This is a genomic window from Arenimonas sp. SCN 70-307 (genome assembly GCF_001724815.1).
Taxonomy (GTDB): Bacteria; Pseudomonadota; Gammaproteobacteria; order Xanthomonadales; family Xanthomonadaceae; genus Arenimonas.
On the sequence record NZ_MEDO01000001.1, the window covers coordinates 172,218 to 187,852 of the forward strand.

At 72.2% G+C, this 15,635-nt stretch carries 17 protein-coding genes; 13 read left to right on the top strand and 4 right to left on the bottom strand.

What is annotated here, in order from left to right:
* The first annotated feature begins 155 nt into the window (after positions 1-155).
* The 3 genes from ABS41_RS00820 to ABS41_RS00830 all read left to right on the top strand — a co-directional run bounded on the left by ABS41_RS00820 (position 156) and on the right by ABS41_RS00830 (position 2,131).
* Positions 156-1,229: a c-type cytochrome gene (locus ABS41_RS00820; RefSeq protein ID WP_290589070.1), complete on the top strand. Its 1,074-nt coding sequence runs from the start codon at positions 156-158 to the stop codon at positions 1,227-1,229.
* Positions 1,226-1,801, top strand: coding sequence for an NnrU family protein (locus ABS41_RS00825; RefSeq protein ID WP_290589073.1), 576 nt, complete (start codon positions 1,226-1,228; stop codon positions 1,799-1,801). Before ABS41_RS00820 ends, ABS41_RS00825 begins: the two co-directional genes overlap by 4 nt.
* Positions 1,802-1,891: 90 nt before the next feature.
* Positions 1,892-2,131 carry a hypothetical protein gene (locus ABS41_RS00830; RefSeq protein ID WP_290589076.1) on the top strand — a complete coding sequence of 80 codons (240 nt, stop codon included), beginning with the start codon at positions 1,892-1,894 and terminating at the stop codon, positions 2,129-2,131.
* 18 nt (positions 2,132-2,149) lie between these two features.
* On the opposite strand, the gene ABS41_RS00835 is transcribed toward ABS41_RS00830, so the two are convergent.
* Together ABS41_RS00835 and ABS41_RS00840 are read right to left on the bottom strand one after the other, a co-directional pair.
* Positions 2,150-3,145 carry a diguanylate cyclase gene (locus ABS41_RS00835; protein WP_290589079.1) on the bottom strand — a complete coding sequence of 332 codons (996 nt, stop codon included), beginning with the start codon at positions 3,143-3,145 and terminating at the stop codon, positions 2,150-2,152.
* A gap of 117 nt (positions 3,146-3,262) precedes the next feature.
* Entirely contained in the window at positions 3,263-3,796 is a 534-nt protein-coding gene (locus tag ABS41_RS00840; protein ID WP_290589082.1) for a histone H1-like repetitive region-containing protein, read from the bottom strand.
* 129 nt (positions 3,797-3,925) lie between these two features.
* Between ABS41_RS00840 and ABS41_RS00845 the strand changes: the two genes are divergently transcribed.
* From ABS41_RS00845 to ABS41_RS00870, 6 genes are all read left to right on the top strand, one after another.
* On the top strand, positions 3,926-4,594 hold the full coding sequence (locus ABS41_RS00845; protein WP_290589085.1) for a hypothetical protein: 669 nt from the start codon (positions 3,926-3,928) through the stop codon (positions 4,592-4,594).
* Positions 4,585-5,430, top strand: a complete 846-nt coding sequence (locus tag ABS41_RS00850; RefSeq protein ID WP_290589088.1) for a transporter substrate-binding domain-containing protein — start codon at positions 4,585-4,587, stop codon at positions 5,428-5,430. Before ABS41_RS00845 ends, ABS41_RS00850 begins: the two co-directional genes overlap by 10 nt.
* Positions 5,431-5,510: 80 nt before the next feature.
* Positions 5,511-6,083: a hypothetical protein gene (locus ABS41_RS00855; protein ID WP_290589091.1), complete on the top strand. Its 573-nt coding sequence runs from the start codon at positions 5,511-5,513 to the stop codon at positions 6,081-6,083.
* 87 nt (positions 6,084-6,170) lie between these two features.
* The gene (locus tag ABS41_RS00860) at positions 6,171-7,343 is read left to right on the top strand and encodes a response regulator (RefSeq protein ID WP_290589094.1); all 1,173 of its coding nucleotides are present in this window, start codon (positions 6,171-6,173) and stop codon (positions 7,341-7,343) included.
* Positions 7,344-7,357: 14 nt separating this feature from the next.
* Positions 7,358-8,677 carry a M24 family metallopeptidase gene (locus ABS41_RS00865; RefSeq protein WP_290589097.1) on the top strand — a complete coding sequence of 440 codons (1,320 nt, stop codon included), beginning with the start codon at positions 7,358-7,360 and terminating at the stop codon, positions 8,675-8,677.
* Entirely contained in the window at positions 8,659-11,178 is a 2,520-nt protein-coding gene (locus ABS41_RS00870) for a prolyl oligopeptidase family serine peptidase (protein WP_290589100.1), read from the top strand. The genes ABS41_RS00865 and ABS41_RS00870 overlap by 19 nt, the downstream gene beginning before the upstream one ends.
* Here the strand turns inward: ABS41_RS00870 and ABS41_RS00875 are convergent, their stop codons facing one another.
* Positions 11,179-12,135: a DUF808 domain-containing protein gene (locus tag ABS41_RS00875; protein WP_290589103.1), complete on the bottom strand. Its 957-nt coding sequence runs from the start codon at positions 12,133-12,135 to the stop codon at positions 11,179-11,181.
* Positions 12,136-12,272: 137 nt separating this feature from the next.
* On the opposite strand from ABS41_RS00875, the gene ABS41_RS00880 reads away from it, so the two are divergent.
* The 4 genes from ABS41_RS00880 to ABS41_RS00895 all read left to right on the top strand — a co-directional run bounded on the left by ABS41_RS00880 (position 12,273) and on the right by ABS41_RS00895 (position 14,739).
* Entirely contained in the window at positions 12,273-12,851 is a 579-nt protein-coding gene (locus ABS41_RS00880; RefSeq protein ID WP_290589106.1) for a hypothetical protein, read from the top strand.
* 66 nt (positions 12,852-12,917) lie between these two features.
* Positions 12,918-13,454, top strand: coding sequence for an SRPBCC family protein (locus ABS41_RS00885; RefSeq protein WP_290589109.1), 537 nt, complete (start codon positions 12,918-12,920; stop codon positions 13,452-13,454).
* Between the two features lie 2 nt (positions 13,455-13,456).
* Entirely contained in the window at positions 13,457-13,822 is a 366-nt protein-coding gene (locus tag ABS41_RS00890) for a DUF6164 family protein (protein WP_290589112.1), read from the top strand.
* The gene (locus tag ABS41_RS00895) at positions 13,819-14,739 is read left to right on the top strand and encodes an acyltransferase (protein ID WP_290589115.1); all 921 of its coding nucleotides are present in this window, start codon (positions 13,819-13,821) and stop codon (positions 14,737-14,739) included. Before ABS41_RS00890 ends, ABS41_RS00895 begins: the two co-directional genes overlap by 4 nt.
* 12 nt (positions 14,740-14,751) lie before the next feature.
* Here ABS41_RS00895 and ABS41_RS00900 read toward each other — a convergent pair whose 3' ends face one another.
* A complete protein-coding gene (locus tag ABS41_RS00900; protein ID WP_290589120.1) occupies positions 14,752-15,618 on the bottom strand; it encodes a neutral zinc metallopeptidase in 867 nt (288 codons plus the stop codon).
* Positions 15,619-15,635 lie beyond the last annotated feature (17 nt).

The window sequence follows — 15,635 nt, forward strand, 5'->3', positions numbered from 1 at the left end:
CGCGGAGCGTGGCTCAGCGAATCGAGCGCAGGCGGGCGGCGCGGCGACGGGCGCGGGCTTTCTTGTTCATGGCTGGGGGCCTTGGAGGTGAATTGGGCGTGCAGTGTCTCACATCCCCGGGGGTATAGTTGGCGAAGCCACCCGGGGAACCCGCCATGCGTCTCGCCATCACGCTGATCCTGCTGCTTTTCTCCGGGGTGGCCAGCGCCGCGCCGCGGTCCATCCCCGCGCTGGAAGCCGCCGATGCCGCCGCCGCGGCGGCCGACTACCAGCGCTACTGCGCCCTGTGCCACGGCGCCGACCGCGAGGGCCACGCCAACGACCACGCGCCCTCGCTGCGCTCGCAGTCGCTGATGCAGACCGGTTTTCCCTGGCTGATCCGCGAGGCCATCTCCTACGGTCGTCCCGGGACGCCGATGGGTGGCTACCTGGACGAAATCGGTGGTCCGATGAACATCGAGGAGATCGGGCGGCTGATGCTGTGGCTGCGCGAGCAGGCCGGCAGCCCCGAGCGCCTGCGCCTCGGTGCCGAGGCGGTGTCGGGTGATGTCGCGGCCGGCGCGGTGGTCTATGCCGACAATTGCGCCAGCTGCCACGGCGCCAACGGCGAGGGCGGCACCGGCACGGTCCTGGCCAACCCGGCGATGCTGGCCACTACGCCCGATCCCTTCCTGCGCTACGCCATCGAACACGGCCGCGACGGCACGCCCATGGTGGGCTTCGCCGGTACGCTCAGCGCCACCCAGATGGACGACGTCACCGCCTACCTGCGCAGCCGCGCCACCAGCCGGCCCGACGCGCCGGCGCCGGTGCAGCCGCCGTCGCTGGCCGAGGCGGTGATCAATCCGCAGGGCGCGGCGCCGGAGTTCGAGTTCATGAACGGGCACTACCTGTCGGCCGCCGAGCTCGACCGCCTGCTGCGCGAGAAGCGCCGCATGGTGCTGCTCGACACGCGCGTGCCGTCGATGTGGCAGATCGGCCACATCGAGGGCGCGGTGCCGCTGCCGTACTACACCGACGACGCCGCGCTGCTGGCGGCGCTGCCGCGCGACGGCACCTGGATCATCACGTACTGCGAGTGCCCGCGCGCCGCCGCCGATTCGGTCAACCGCTTCCTGCGCGAACAGGGCTTCGAGAACACGGCGGTGCTGTGGGAAGGTATCGGGGGTTGGGTGGCGCTGGGCTATCCGACGGTGACGGGCCGGGTCGAGGGGAGGGTTTCCGAATGAGCCATGCGTGGCTGGTGCTGGGTTTGCTGGTGTTCCTGGGCGGGCATTCGCTGCGCATCTTCGCGCCGGCGTGGCGCGACGCGCGGGTGGCGTCGATGGGCGAAGTTCCGTTCAAGGTGGTTTACAGCCTGGTCTCGATCGCCGGCTTCGTGCTGCTGGTCTGGGGCTATGCACAGGCGCGCAGCGGCGAACCCGTGCTGCTGTGGGTGCCGCCGCTGGGGCTTCGCCACGCGGTGAGCCTGCTCACGCTGCCGGCCTTCATCCTGCTGGTGGCGGCCTACGTGCCGGGCAACCACTTCAAGGCAAGGCTGGGCCACCCGATGCTGCTGGCGGTGAAACTCTGGGCGCTGGCGCACCTGCTGGTGAACGGCTGGCTGCACGGCGTGCTGCTGTTCGGCGGTTTCCTGCTCTGGGCCATCCTGGGCTTCCGCGCGGCGCGCCGGCGCGCACCGGCGCCGGGCGGCGGCCGCTGGCTGCCGACGCTCGTGAGCGTGGTGCTCGGTGCCGTGCTGTGGGCCGGCTTCGTCTTCCACCTGCACAAGCTGCTGATCGGCGTGGCGCCCTTCGGCTGAGCCGCGCTTGACCCGGGTCAGGGCCGTCATGGCCCGGCCCGGTCAGCATGGCCTCGTGGGCGCCGTGGGTGCGCCGTTGCGAGGCAGGGCATGGAATTCAAGGTGGAGCTGGGCGGCCGCGTGGCCGATCTCGGTGCGGTGCGCGAGGCGCTTTGCGCGGTGGATCCGGCGGCGCTGGCCGACCTCGACCCGCTCAATCCGGTGCTGAGGGTGTCGGCCAATCTCTCGAGCGGCGAGCTGCGGGCCTTGCTCGCGCGCGGCGGCATCGATGTCGCGACGGCGGCCATCCGCCCGCTGCCCTCGAACTGCTGCGGCGGCTGCGGCGGCTGATCGGGCCTGCCGCCGCGCTCAGGGCGTGGCGCTGGCGAGCTGGTTGCGGCCGGTGCGTTTGGCGCGGTAAAGCGCCTGGTCGGCGGCCTCGGTCCAGGCGCGCAGGCCACCGCCTTTCGGCGGACCGGCCAGGCCCAGGCTCAGCGTGAAGCGCAGGTCCGGATACGCCGGCAGCCTGCAGGCTGCCGCGGCCTGGCGCAGGGTTTCGGCGGTGCGCGTGGCGGCCGCCAGGTCCATCGGCAGCAGCACGGCGAATTCGTCGCCACCCAACCGGCCCGCGACCCGGCTGGGCGGCAGCTGCGTGTGAAGCAGCCCGGCCAGGGCGCGCAGCACGTCGTCGCCGGCGGCGTGGCCGAAGCGGTCGTTGATGGCCTTGAAGTGGTCCACGTCGAGCAGCACCAGCGTGGCCGGTTCGTCGTGGTGGCGGTGGCGTTCGAGCAGGCGCTCGGCCTGCGCCTTCCAGTGGCCGCGGCTGTCGAGGCCGGTGAGCTCGTCGCGCTGGGTCAGGGCCTCGAGCTGGCGGTTCTGCGTGTGCACGCGGTGGATCAGCCGGTGCAGGTTGGCGCTGACGGCCAGGGTGTGGATGGTCATCAGCGGCAGGCAGGCGGCGATGACGGCCGTGCGGCTGGGCAGGTCCACGACCCAGTCGTGCACGAAGCCGGAAACCACCAGCGCCAGCACCATGCCGGGCAGGGCGTGCAGCCACAGGCGAGGCACGCCGGAATTGACCTTGTCGGCGCTGACCACCGTCAGCAGCACGGCCGAAGGCAGCAGGTTGAAGTGCATCATCGGCACCAGGCTGCCGGCGAGGGCCGAGTCGACCATGAAATTGCGCGCCTCGGCCGCGTAGCCATCGGCGCTGCGCCGGGCCAGCCAGTAGGCCAGGTGCGGCCAGACAAAGCCGCTGGCGATCGTCCACGCCCACGCGCCCCAGCCGGCCTGCAGGTCGTGCAGCACCACCATCACCGGCAGCGCCGCCAGGCCCATGCCCAGCACGCGGAAGCGGTAGGTCATGCGCGGCAGGGATCGCGGGCGAGGCACCATCGCCCCATCAAAGCACACTCGGCGGGCGCGGGAAACGAGGCGATTTCGCAGCAGGCGCCGGGCGGACGGGCCGCCCGGCGCCCCGGATCAGCGCGGGATCTTGCGGTGCATGTAGCGATGCCCGTTGTTGGGCTGGAACTTCGAGCCGTGCGGGCCGGGCAGGGTGCGCTGGAGCGGGATGTGCGCCTTGGCCGAACGTTCGACCTGCGGGCCCTTGTGCACCTCGTGCGTCGCCGCCAGTGGTGCCGGGGGCGGTGCGGCGGGCTTGGCTGGCAGCGGTTCGGCCGCGCGGGGCCTGGCGACGACGGCCTTCTTCGCGACGGTCTTTTTCGCAGCGGCTTTCGTCGCGACTGCCTTTTTCGCGACGACTTTCTTCGTCGCGGTCTTTTTTGCCACGGACTTCTTCGCCACGACCTTTTTGGCCGTTGCCTTCTTCGCCACGGGCTTCTTTGCCACGGATTTCCTGGCGACGGTCTTCTTCGGCGCCGACTTCTTCCTGGCGACGGTCTTGCGTGCCGCGGTCTTCTTGGGCGCTGACTTTTTCGCGGCGGCTTTCTTCGCCGGGGCCTTCTTCTTCGCCACGACCTTGCGCGTGGCGGTCTTGCGGGCGTTACTGGCCATTCCAACCTCCGGGCTGCGGGGAAGCGGATGCACCGAGTTTATGCCAAATCCCCCCGCGAGGCGCGCGACTTGCCCCGCGGCCGTCATGGCCTATCATCACGATTCCCCCGGAAAACTGGATCCCTGTCGATGCGCGCAAGCCCGCTCCTGATCCTGGCCCTGGCGACCGCCACGCTGGCTTCGCCTGCCGCGGCCAACGTCTACAAGTGCACCATCAACGGCGAGGTCCGCTACCAGGACGGTCCCTGTCCCGGCAGCGACGGCCAGAAGCCCCATGTCGAGATAAAGCGCGATCCCGTTCCCGCGCCCCAGCCCGCGGCCGACGCGCCGGGCATCGCCCCGGCCGCCCCCGCGCAGGCGCCGGAGGAAGGCTCCGCCGCTTCGTCGGTGGCGCCGGCCGACCCGCAGGCCGGAACGATGGGCGGCGAAGCCACCCCCGCCCAGCTGCGCGCCGCCTTCGAGGCCCGCGCCGCCGCGCGCGAAGCCGCGCCGGTGCCGCCGCCGGCCGCGGACGGGCCGCCCGACCGGCTCAACGAGCTGCAGGCGCTGATCACCCAGGCCCAGCTCGCGCACCGGCAGCTGGTCAGCGAGCAGAACGAGGCCCTGCTCAAGCTGCGCGAGCAGTTCCAGGGCCGCGAAGACAGCGAAGAAGCCGTGTCCGCGATCCGCGGGGCCGAGTTCGACTGGCGCCAGCGCCGGTTGCAGGCCGCCGACCGCGAGCGCTCCCTGCAGGCCGAGATGTCGCGCCTTTGCCCGAACGGAGTGCTCAGCACGCGGGGGCGCCTGGAGTGCCGCTGAGCGTCCCGCGCCGCTGGCTGTTCGCCCTCGCCCTGGCGGCGTCGGCGGCGTCGGCGCAGGACGCCGTGCGGGTCGGGGGCGACCCGCACTATCCGCCCCATCATTACCTCGGCGCCGACGGCAAGCCGCAGGGCTTTGACATCGCGGTGCTCGACGCCGTCGCCGACGCCGAGGGGCTTTCGCTGTCCGTGGAGTTCGGCGAATGGTCGGGCGTGCTCGACCGGCTCGAGCGCGGCGAGCTGGACCTGGTGCCGATGTTCATCTCCGACGACCGGCGCCAGCGTTTCCTGTTCAGCCGCCCGGTGATGCGCCGGCACCACGTGCTCTACGGCCGCGGCGGCGAGCGCATCACCGACGTGCAGCAGCTCGCCGGCCGGCGCGTGGCGGTGCAGTTCGGTGGCATGGCCTGGGAATGGATGGTCAATTCCGGCGCCGACGCCGTGCTGCGGCCGGTGAACGAAGAATCGCTGGTGCTGGTGGAAGTGGTTCGCGGCGATGCCGACTTCGCCCTGCTGCCCGAGGACATCGGGCGCCATGCACTGGTGGCGCAGCGGCTGGAGGGCATCGAGGTGGTCGGCCCGCCCTGGCTCGAGCTCGACTACGCCTTCGGCATCAACCCCGCGCGCCCGGACCTGGTGGAGCGCATCGACGCCGGCCTCGGCAAGCTCGAGCGCGACGGCCAGCTCGAGGCGCTGCGCCGCCAGTGGCTCGAGCCGCGGGCCGTTGCCGATTCGCGCGCCTGGTCGGTCTGGTGGCTGCTGCCCATCGCCGTGGTGCTCTCGGGCGTGCTGGTCTTCCTCGTCATCGAAAGGCGTTCACACCGGCCCCCGGCCTGAGCCCGCGGCTGGCCGGCCCGGGCGCGCAGGTGCGTAAGGCAGGAAGAGGCGCCCGCCCAGCGGCGCCCGGAGAAGCCGGCATGCCGCGTTCCCCCTGGCTCCTGCTCCTGCTCGCCCCGGCGTTCGCGCTGGGGCTGGCCGGCTGCGCGGCCGAAGGGGCGGGCAGCGCGGGGCCTGCCGCCCAGGCGCCGGCCACCGGGTCGGCGGGCGAATCGGGCACGGGCAGCAACCGCGTCGGCTTCCGGGTCGACGGCCAGGCCTTCGCTTTCCGCACGCCGCAGGTGCGCCATGTGCGCAGCCGGGCTGCCGAGGGCCTGGTGGCCGAGAGCTTCGAACTGGCCAGCGGCGACCAGAGCCTCTACGCGCGGCTGGTGCTGCTGGTACCCGCCGGCCAGGCGGACCTCACCGGCAGCTATCGCGCCGTCTCCCTCGACAAGGACGCCGGCGAGGCCGGCGTGGGCGAGCTGCTGCTGGCGGAGGAGACCGACCCGGCGCGTGGCCGCCGGATGTTCCCCAGCGGCGCCGGCCGCATCGAGGTCGAGCAGCGCGAGGGCTATTTCACCGTGCGCTTCGAGGTCACCGGCGACGGCCTGTTCCGTGAAGAAGACGCGGCCCCGGTGACCGGCGAGATGGCCTTTTACGCGCCGTCCTGAGGCTTTGCCCGGAACTGTGATCCGGCGCTTGGGCGAGGGCGGCGGCATGGGGTAACGTGGGGCGGTCAGGCGAGGGACGGGGGAGCGATGGGCGGCGAGTCGGCGGCGAAAGCCCGCATCCTGGTGGTTGACGACTCCAAGTTGATGCGCAAGGCGGCGACGAAGATGCTCGGGGACGAGTTCGACGTTGTCACCGCCGACGACGGCGTGGACGCCTGGGAGCAGCTGGGCCGCGACGCAAGCATCCAGGTCGTCTTCACCGACCTCAACATGCCGCGCATGGATGGTTACGAGCTGCTGCGCCAGGTGCGCGGCGCCAGCGACGGCGGCGTGGCCGGGCTGCCCCTCATCGTCGTCACCGGCGCCGAAAACGACGAAGCGGCGCGCATGAAGGCGCTGGACATGGGCGCCACCGACTTCATCACCAAGCCCTTCACCACCTCCGACCTGGTGGCGCGCGCCCGCGCGCACTCGACCTACCAGCGCGTCACCCGCCAGCTGCAGTCGCAGGTGCAGGTGGACGCGCTCACCGGCCTGGCCAACAAGGCCGGCTTCCTCGACCGCCTGCGCCAGGACATCGCCTACGCCAGCCGGCACCAGCAGCCGTTGTGCCTGGTGCGGCTGGAGGTGGAGGACTTCCACCGCTTCTTCCTGCACAACGGCCGCGAGGTGGCCGAGGGCCTGGTGCTGCAGATCGCACGGCTGCTGCGCGGCCGCATCCGCAAGGAAGACACCGGCGGCCGCGTGGCGCTGGGCAGCTTCGCGCTCTCGCTGCCGGGCGGCCAGCCCGAGGGCATCGCGGCGATGGTCGCGAGGATCCAGGCCGAGGTCACCGCCAATCCGCCGCTGCACGAGGGCGAGCCGGTGGCGGTGAAGCTGCACGCCGCCGTGCTCAGCCCGCTCACCGACGGCGTTCTCACGCCCGAGGAGGCGATGGACGCCTGCCAGGCGCGCCTGGACGTGGCGCGCGAGTCGGGCGCGGCGGTGCTGGTGCCGCCGCCTGCGGTGGTCGCGCCGGTGGCCGCGACCGAGCCGGAAGTTGCGCAGGCCGAAGCGCCCGAGGAGGCCGCCGCGCCCGCGGTTCCGTCGGTAGCGCCCGCGCCGCCCGTGAGCGTCGACGCCGCGCTCGAAGCGCTCAAGGCCGGCCGCGGCAGCGAGCTGGCGCCGCAGTTGCCGGCGCTGGTCGTGCGCATCCTGCCGCTGCTGCGCCTGCTCGGGCCGCGCCAGCGCGCCCAGCTGATCGAATTTCTCCAGAAGTAGGCCCACGCCCCCCGATGATGCTTGCCACCTTGCTGCCGGCGCTGCTGGCCACCGCTTCGGCCAACGCGCCGACCTTGCCGCCGCTGGTTCCGCTTCGCGAACGTGCGGCGGTCGAGAACGAAATCCTCGAGCAGCGCCTGCAGCAGCTGCTGCCGCCGCTGATGGCCGAAGCCGGGCTGGACATGTGGCTGGTGCTCTCGCGCGAATACGCCGAGGACCCGGTCTACTTCACCCTGGTGCCGCAGCCGACGTTCGCGGCGCGCCGCACCACGCTGCTGGTGTTCCACCGCCGCGCCGACGGCAGCGTCGAGCGGCTGGCGGTGAACCGCTATCCGCTGGGCGGGCCCTACGCCTCGGCCTGGTCGGGCGGCGACCTCGAGGCGCAGTGGCAGGCGCTGGGCGAGTTGATCGTCGCGCGCGATCCCCGGCGCATCGGCATCAATGTCTCGCGCGACTGGGCCCTGGCCGACGGCCTGAGCCACGGCCTGCAGCAGCGCCTGCGCGCGGTGCTGCCCGAGGCCTACCAGGCGCGCCTGGTGCCGGCCGAGCAGCTGGTGGTGCGCTGGAGCGAGACGCGCACGCCGGCCGAAGCGCCGCACCACGCGGCGGCCATGGCCACCGCGCGCGCCGTCATCGCCGAGGCTTTCTCCAACCGCGTGATCACGCCGGGCGAGACCACCACCGACGACGTGGCCTGGTACATCCGCCAGCGCTTCGAGTCGCTGAACCTGCCGGTGTGGTTCCAGCCCGACGTCAACCGCCAGCGCGCCGGCGACGACTGCACGCGCGAGAGCACCTTCTGCGGGGGGCAGGGCGTGATCGAGCGCGGCGACGTGCTGCACACGGACGTGGGCGTGTGTTACCTCAAGCTGTGCACCGATACGCAGGAGATGGGCTACGTGCTGCGCGAGGGCGAAGCGGAGGTGCCCCGCTCGCTGCGTGAGGCGCTGGCCGCCGGCAACCGCTGGCAGGACCTGCACACGGGCGAGTTCCGCGCCGGCCGCACCGGCGACGAAATCCTGGCCGCCACCCGCGCGGCCGCCGCGGCCGAGGGCCTGGTGTCGAGCACCTACAGCCACCCGCTGGGTTTCCGCGGCCACGCCGCCGGCCTGTCGGTGGGCATGTGGGACAACCAGGAAGGACCGGTGCCGGGCGGCGGCAGCTGGCCGCTCAACGAGTCCACGGGCTACGCCATCGAGGGCAACGTGCTGGCGCCGGTGCCCGAGTGGGGCGACACCTGGGTGCAGGTCAAGCTCGAGCAGGGCGCCTGGTTCGAGGGCGGCGCGGTGCGTTATCCGGCAGGGAGGCAGGTGCAATGGCACGTGGTGGAGTGATGCGGCGCCTGGCGGTGCTGGCCCTGGCGCTGTGCCTTTCCGGCACGGCGCTGGCGCGCGATTTCCTGGTCAAGCCGGGCGAAGTGCCGGAGCTGCGGCCCGACGAGGGCTTCGTGCTGGTGGCCGTGGACACCGACGTGGACCTGCGTTCGATCAGCGTGCTCAGCACGACGCGCCTGTTCACCGGCGAGCGCATGCGCGGCATCAAGAAGGGGCAGAACTGGGGCCTGTACGTGATGCCGGCCGGCAGCTATCGCTGGGACAACGTGCGCACCCAGTGGATCCGCTGGGTGGTGCGGGACGACAAGGAATTCAGCTTCGTCTCGCGCGCCGGCGAAATCACCTACGCCGGTGACCTGGTCTACAAGCACATGCAGCGCATCCACGTGGCCAACCGCGGCCTGGCGGCGCTGGACTGGCTCGAGCGCGAGCACCCGCAGATCGCGGCGCGCCATCGCCTCGGCTATTCCGGCCACTACCCGGATCCGTTCCCGGACTTCTACCTCGCCGAACGCGAAGGCAAGGACGGCAAGCCGTCCGAGTGGGACCGTACGCTCGCGGCGCCGGAGCCGGGCGAACTGCCGGTCGACCCCAGGCTGCTCTGGCGCAGCGCGCGGGTGCAGGCGGTGGCGATGTCGCCCGACGGGCACCGCGTGGTGGCGGCCGTGCGCGAGGAGCGGCCGCCGAACGAGGCCGAAAAGGCCAAGCGCATCAAGTATGCCGGCGACGAGTCCAAGGCCGACCTGGCCCGGCCGGTCGCGGACTGGACGCTCGAGCTCTACGACATGCAGGCGGGCCGGGCGATCCGGCTGGCGGAAAGCAACGGGCCGGTCTCGGGGCTGGTCTGGCTCGACGAGCGGACGCTGGCGGCCTACATCACGGTGAACGTGCTGGTGCCGCCGGTGCTGTACATCATGCGCGACGCCGGCGAGGGCAAGTGGGACGTCGCGAGCGTGCCGCGCGTCGGCCGCATGGTGGACGCGCTGGCGGGCGATCCGGGGCACATCCTGTTCGCCAGCGTGGCCTCCAACGGCAAGAACGCGGTGCATCGCATCGACGTGCGCAGCCAGCAGGTGCTGCGCGCGGCGAAGTTCCCGTTCCGCGAACGGCTCAACATCGGCCTGGAAAACGACGTGGCCTGGTACACCGACGCCTCGGGCCGGATCCGCGCGGCCCTGGTCGAGCGCGAGGAGGGCACGGTGCTGGTGCACGGCGGCGACGGCGCCTACCGCGACGTGATGGCGCTCGACGACCCGGAAGGCTTCAGGCCGATGCTGGTGTCGGGCGACGGCAGCCTCATCTACGGCACCCTCGAGAAGGATCGCGGGCAGCGCGACCTGGTCGAGCTCGACCCGGCCACCGCCCGGGTCACGCGCACCGTTTTCAGCAAACCGGGCGTGGACATCGAGGCGCCGCTGTTCGCTTCCGACCACCGCCTGGTCGGCGTGCGCTATTACGAGGCCGGCCAGCTGGTGAGCGAATACTTCGACGCCGACCGCGCCAGCGTGGCGGCCTCGCTGCAGCGTGCCTTCCCCGACCGCACCGTGCTCACGCTCGGCCGCAGCCTCGACGGGCAGAGGGTGCTGCTGGCGGTGGACGGCAGCGACCAGCCCGCGCAGCTGTTCCACTACGACCGCGGCGCCTCGCGCGTCCAGCTGGTGGACGAATCGGCGCCGTGGCTGGCCGAGATGGCGATGGCGCCCTCGATCCCGATGAAGGTGCGCAGCCGCGACGGGCTCGAGGTCGAGGCCTTCCTCACCCTGCCGGCCGGCACGGGCCGGCGGCCGCTGGTGGTGATGCCGCATGGCGGACCGATCGGCGTGGCCGACCGGCGCCACTTCACGCCCGAGGTGCAGCTGCTGGCCTCGCTGGGCTACGCGGTGCTGCAGGTCAATTTCCGCGGTTCGGAAGGTTACGGCCGCGCGTTCCAGGAGGCCGGCCACCGCAGCCAGGGCCGGGGCATCGAGGACGACATCGACGCGGCCATCGATGCCGCGCTGGCGGCGCATCCGCTCGACGCCTCGCGCATGTGCGTGGTGGGCGCCAGCTACGGCGGCTATTCGGCGCTGTTCTCCGCGGTGCGCTGGCCGGGGCGTTTTCGCTGCGTGGCCTCGATCGCCGGCGTCAGCGACCGCATGCTGTTCTTCACCGCCAGCGACTCGGGCCGCGACGAAAAGGTGCGCGAGGCGATGGAGCGCATGATCGGCGACCCGCATACCGACCAGGCGCTGATGCGCGAGACCTCGCCCCTGTTCCGCTACACCGAGGTGCAGACGCCGGTGCTGCTGGTGCACGGCACCGCCGACCTGCGCGTGGACTACGAGCACACCCGCCGGCTGGTGCGCATGCTGGGCATGGCCGGGCGTCCGCCGGCGCTGATGACCCTCGAGGACCAGGGGCATTCGCTCGAAGGCGAGGAACTCAATGCGAAGGTGTGGGGCAGCGTCGCTGCCTTCCTGCGCCAGCACCTGGGCGCGCCGGCCACGTCGCCGGCGCCCTGATCAGGCGGTTTGCGGGCCGGGGCCGCGCAGCCGGCCCCAGGCTTTCACCGCCAGCACGATCACGATGCCGGCCAGGATGCCGGCCACGGCGTCGGCCAGCATGGACACCAGCGTGCCCACGCCGCCGGCCGGCACGATGGCCTGCACCAGGTGGTGCAGCACCGGGATCGAGTGGGTGAGGATGCCGCCGCCGACCAGGAACATGGCCGCGGTGCCGGCCACCGAGAGGAACTTCATCAGCCAGGGCGCGCTGTAGAGGATGCCGCGGCCGAAGGCGCGCAGGGCGCGGTCGAAGCCGCCGTCGCCGCGGCGCTGGCTCAGGCCCAGGCCGGCGTCGTCGAGCTTCACGATGCCCGCGACCAGGCCATAGACGCCCACGGTCATCAGCAGCGCGATGGCCACCAGCACGCCGACCTGGCGGCTGAAGTCCTGGCCGGCCACGGTGCCCAGCGTGATCACGATGATTTCGGCCGAGAGGATGAAATCGGTGCGGATGGCGCCGCGGATCTTCTGCTTCTCGTGCGCCACCATGTCCACCGACTCGTCGGCCGCGGCCTCGAGCAGTTCGGCCACCCGCGCCTCCTGTTCCTCGGGCGCGTGCAGGAACTTGTGCGCGAGTTTCTCCACGCCCTCGAAACACAGGAAGGCGCCGCCGATGATCATCAGCGTGGTGATGATGGGCAGGTCCCAGCCGCGCGTGCGCAGCCAGGCCTCGAAGGCGGCGATGGCAAGCGCGCCGGGCACGAGGATGGCCTTGTTGACGAAGGAACCCTTGGCCACCGCCCAGACCACCGGCAGTTCGCGGTCGGGCTTCACGCCGGTCACCTGCTGGGCATTGAGCGCCAGGTCGTCGCCGAGCACGCCGGCGGTCTTGCGGGTGGCCACCTTGGTCATCACCGCCACGTCGTCGAGCAGGGTGGCGATGTCGTCGATCAGGGCGAGCAGGCTGGAGGCCATGGGGCGGTCCGGGTTGGGCGGTGCGCGATTCTGGCACCGGCGGGCCGCCGAAGGGGAGGGCTGGCCCGCCGGGCGGCGGCGGGCGCGGTGCGGGGGCCGCTTAGACTGTGCGCCATGCCTTACCGGAGTGCCCGTCGATGCGCCTGATCCTTGCCGCCTGTGTGATGGTCCTCGTCCTCGGGGCCTGCTCGCGCGACAGCGCACCCGAAGCGCCGGCACCCCTGGCCCTGGGGCCGGCCGAGCAGGCCGAACTCGAGGCACTGCAGGCGCTGGCGGCCCAGGTGGAGGCGGACGCCGCGGAGGTTGCCGGCTTCGAGGTACTGCAGGCCCGCTACGCCTGGGAGGCCGACCCGCGCACGGGCAACCTGCAGCCCACCGTGCACCTGGCGCTGGCCAACGGCACGGCGCTGACGGTCGTGCAGCTGTCCGTGCAGGCGGATTTCGTCCGTCCCGGTGAGCCCGGGCCCTGGCATGCGCAGGAGTTCCACATGCCCCTGGTCGGCGGCCTGTCGCCCGGCGCCGGCTCGGCGGTGCGCATGCTGCCCACGGCCGACAGCGACTGGGCCCTGAAGGCGCCGCCCCCGGAAGTGGAGGTCATCGCCCGCGTGGTGCCGGTGGCGCTGCAGACGGCCGACGGCCGCAAGCTGCTGACCGCCCACGCCTTCGGGCCGGCCCGGCAGGCGCGCCTGGCCAGGCTGCAGGGCGGCCAGCCCTGAGCCCCGAACCTTGCGATGCCGCGACGGCGACGGCCTAATGACGCCGTGCGCCCTTCGGAACCCGCCATGAAATCCTCCTTGCCCGGCCTGCTGGCCATCCTCCTGGCCGCCTGCCTGCCGGCCCGCGCCGCCGTGCTCGAAGCCACGCCCTCGGGCTTCACGCTGGAGAACCAGCAGGACGTGCCGGTGGACGCGGACACGGCCTGGAAGGCCCTGGTGCAGGACGTCGGCCAGTGGTGGCCGTCCGACCACACCTGGTGGGGCGACAGCGCCCGGCTTTCGATCGATCCGCGCGCCGGGGGCTGCTTTTGCGAGGTCAACGGCGGGCAGCAGGCACGGCATCTCGAGGTCGTGTTCGTCGATCCGGGCCGCACCCTGCGCATGAGCGGTGGCCTGGGCCCGCTGCAGGGCATGGGCCTGCAGGGCGTGCTCGAGTTCCGCCTGGCGCCGCTGGAGTCCGGCGGCACGCGCATCACCCTGTGGTATCGCGTCGGTGGCTACACGCCCGACGACCTGTCGGCCTTCGCGCCCATCGTCGACCGGGTGCAGGGCCTGCAGCTCGGCGGACTGGCCGCGCACCTGCGCGGCGACGGGGAGGGCTGAGCATGGCGGTGCTGCTGCTCAACCTGCGCGACGTGCCGGCCGACGAGGCCGAGGAAGTGCGTGCGCTGCTCGATGCCGAGGGCATCGAATGGTACGAAACCAAGCCCAGCCTCTGGGGCATTTCCGGCGGCGGCCTGTGGGCGGCCGACGACGAGCAGGCCGGACACGCGCGCGAGCGCCTGGCCCGCTACCAGGAAGAACGCACGCGCCGCATGCGCGCCGAGCGCGAGCGTGACGAGGCCGAGGGCCGCGCGCCCAGCGCCTGGGCGGCCTTCCGCGAGCGTCCGCTGCAGTCCTTCGCCACGGTGCTGGGCATCGTGATGATGCTGGCCGTGGCCACGCTACCGTTCCTGCTGTTCGGGCGATGAGCGCGGGCCGCTCGCGCCACTGGCTGCACTACACGCCGGCGCCGCTGCGCGTGCCGCTGGCGGCCGTGCTGTTCCTGCTCAACACCGGCGTGTTTGGCCCGCTGCTGATCGTCGCGGCGCTGCTCAAGCTGCTGTTGCCCGTGCCGGCGCTGCGGCGCGGCTTCGACTGGCTGTTGCCCAGGATCGCCGAGGCCTGGATCGGCGTGAACAGCGCGATGATCAACGCCTTCACCGGCACGCATTTCGTGGTCGAGGGGCTGGAGGGCCTGCGCCCGGACGGCCGCTACCTGGTGCTGGCCAACCACCGCAGCTGGGTGGACATCCCCGTGCTGCAGAAGGTGTTCAACCGCCGCATCCCGCTGCTGCGCTTTTTCCTCAAGCGCCAGCTGATCTGGGTGCCGGTGCTGGGCCTGTGCTGGTGGGCGCTGGATTTCCCTTTCATGCAGCGCGCCACCAAGAGCCAGCTGGCCAAGCGCCCCGAGCTCGCCGGCCGCGACATGGAAGCCACGCGCAAGGCCTGCGAGAAGTTCCGCAAGGTGCCGGCCTCGGTGATGAACTTCGTCGAGGGCACGCGTTTCACCCCGGCCAAGCAGCAGGCGCAGGGGGGCGGCTACCGGCACCTGCTGAGGCCGCGCGCCGGTGGCGTGGCCTTCGTGTTCGGGGCCATGGGCGACGTGCTCGACGGCGTGCTCGACGTGACGGTGCATTACGACCGCGCCCAGCCCAGCCTGGCCGACCTGTTCGCCGACCGTATCGGCACCGTGCGCGTGCACGTGCGCGAGCTGCCGGTGCCGGAAGGCTTCGCCGGCGCCGACTACGAGGCCGACCGCGAGTTCCGCAAGCAGTTCCAGGCCTGGCTCAACGCGCTCTGGGCCGACAAGGACGCGCGGCTGGCGGAGTGGGAAGACGCGCGCTGAGGCGCGTCGCCCTCAGAGCTCGCGCGCGGCGAAGGTGTCGCAGCGCGCGGCGTCGCCGCTTTCGAAGCCGATGCGGAACCAGCGCACGCGCTGCTCGGCACTGCCGTGGGTGAACGAATCGGGCACCACCTGGCCCTGCGACTGCCGCTGCAGGGTGTCGTCGCCGATGGCCGAGGCCGTGTTGAGCGCCTCCTCGAGGTCGCCGGGTTCGAGCCAGGCGTGGCGCTTTTGCGCATGGTGCGCCCACAGGCCGGCGTAGCAGTCGGCCTGCAGCTCCTGGCGCACCAGCGGGCCCTCGGCGCCCTCGACGTTGCCGCCGCGGCGGCGGATGTCGTTCACGCGCTGGGTCACGCCGGTGAGCGTCTGCACGTGGTGGCCCACCTCGTGGGCGATGACGTAGGCCTCGGCGAAGTCGCCGCCGCCGCCCAGGCGCCGCTCCATCTGCTCGAAGAAACTCAGGTCGATGTACACCTGCTGGTCGGCCGGGCAGTAGAACGGGCCGACCGCGGCGCTGGCGCCGCCGCAGGCCGACTGCACCTGGCCGCTGAAGAGCACCAGCGTGGCCGGCGTGTAGCGGCTGCCGCTGGCGGCGAACACCGCGCTCCAGACGTCCTCGGTTTCGCCCAGGATCGAGGCCACGAACTGCAAGGCTTCGTCGTCCGCCGGTGGCGCCTGCGCCGGGCCCGATGGGCCGGCCGGCATCTGCTGTTGCACCTGCGCCACCAGGCCCAGCAGCTCCATCGGGCTCTTGCCCATCAGCAGGCCGATCACCACGACGATGGCCACGCCACCGAGGCCGAGCTTCATCCCGCCGCCGCCACCTCCGCGGCCCCGGCGGTCATCGACGTTGCTGGAGCGACGTGCACTGCGCCATTTCATGGGGCGGCCTCCGCGGG

What these genes read in the sequence shown, in the direction of transcription:
- ABS41_RS00875 (WP_290589103.1), bottom strand. Translation starts at nt 12,135, where the DNA reads ATGGCCTCCAGCCTGCTCGCCCTGATCGACGACATCGCCACCCTGCTC.
- ABS41_RS00855 (WP_290589091.1), top strand. Translation starts at nt 5,511, where the DNA reads ATGCCGCGTTCCCCCTGGCTCCTGCTCCTGCTCGCCCCGGCGTTCGCG.
- ABS41_RS00885 (WP_290589109.1), top strand. Translation starts at nt 12,918, where the DNA reads ATGAAATCCTCCTTGCCCGGCCTGCTGGCCATCCTCCTGGCCGCCTGC.
- ABS41_RS00860 (WP_290589094.1), top strand. Translation starts at nt 6,171, where the DNA reads ATGGGCGGCGAGTCGGCGGCGAAAGCCCGCATCCTGGTGGTTGACGAC.
- ABS41_RS00895 (WP_290589115.1), top strand. Translation starts at nt 13,819, where the DNA reads ATGAGCGCGGGCCGCTCGCGCCACTGGCTGCACTACACGCCGGCGCCG.
- ABS41_RS00835 (WP_290589079.1), bottom strand. Translation starts at nt 3,145, where the DNA reads ATGACCTACCGCTTCCGCGTGCTGGGCATGGGCCTGGCGGCGCTGCCG.
- ABS41_RS00845 (WP_290589085.1), top strand. Translation starts at nt 3,926, where the DNA reads ATGCGCGCAAGCCCGCTCCTGATCCTGGCCCTGGCGACCGCCACGCTG.
- ABS41_RS00825 (WP_290589073.1), top strand. Translation starts at nt 1,226, where the DNA reads ATGAGCCATGCGTGGCTGGTGCTGGGTTTGCTGGTGTTCCTGGGCGGG.
- ABS41_RS00865 (WP_290589097.1), top strand. Translation starts at nt 7,358, where the DNA reads ATGATGCTTGCCACCTTGCTGCCGGCGCTGCTGGCCACCGCTTCGGCC.
- ABS41_RS00870 (WP_290589100.1), top strand. Translation starts at nt 8,659, where the DNA reads ATGGCACGTGGTGGAGTGATGCGGCGCCTGGCGGTGCTGGCCCTGGCG.
- ABS41_RS00820 (WP_290589070.1), top strand. Translation starts at nt 156, where the DNA reads ATGCGTCTCGCCATCACGCTGATCCTGCTGCTTTTCTCCGGGGTGGCC.
- ABS41_RS00840 (WP_290589082.1), bottom strand. Translation starts at nt 3,796, where the DNA reads ATGGCCAGTAACGCCCGCAAGACCGCCACGCGCAAGGTCGTGGCGAAG.
- ABS41_RS00880 (WP_290589106.1), top strand. Translation starts at nt 12,273, where the DNA reads ATGCGCCTGATCCTTGCCGCCTGTGTGATGGTCCTCGTCCTCGGGGCC.
- ABS41_RS00900 (WP_290589120.1), bottom strand. Translation starts at nt 15,618, where the DNA reads ATGAAATGGCGCAGTGCACGTCGCTCCAGCAACGTCGATGACCGCCGG.
- ABS41_RS00830 (WP_290589076.1), top strand. Translation starts at nt 1,892, where the DNA reads ATGGAATTCAAGGTGGAGCTGGGCGGCCGCGTGGCCGATCTCGGTGCG.
- ABS41_RS00890 (WP_290589112.1), top strand. Translation starts at nt 13,457, where the DNA reads ATGGCGGTGCTGCTGCTCAACCTGCGCGACGTGCCGGCCGACGAGGCC.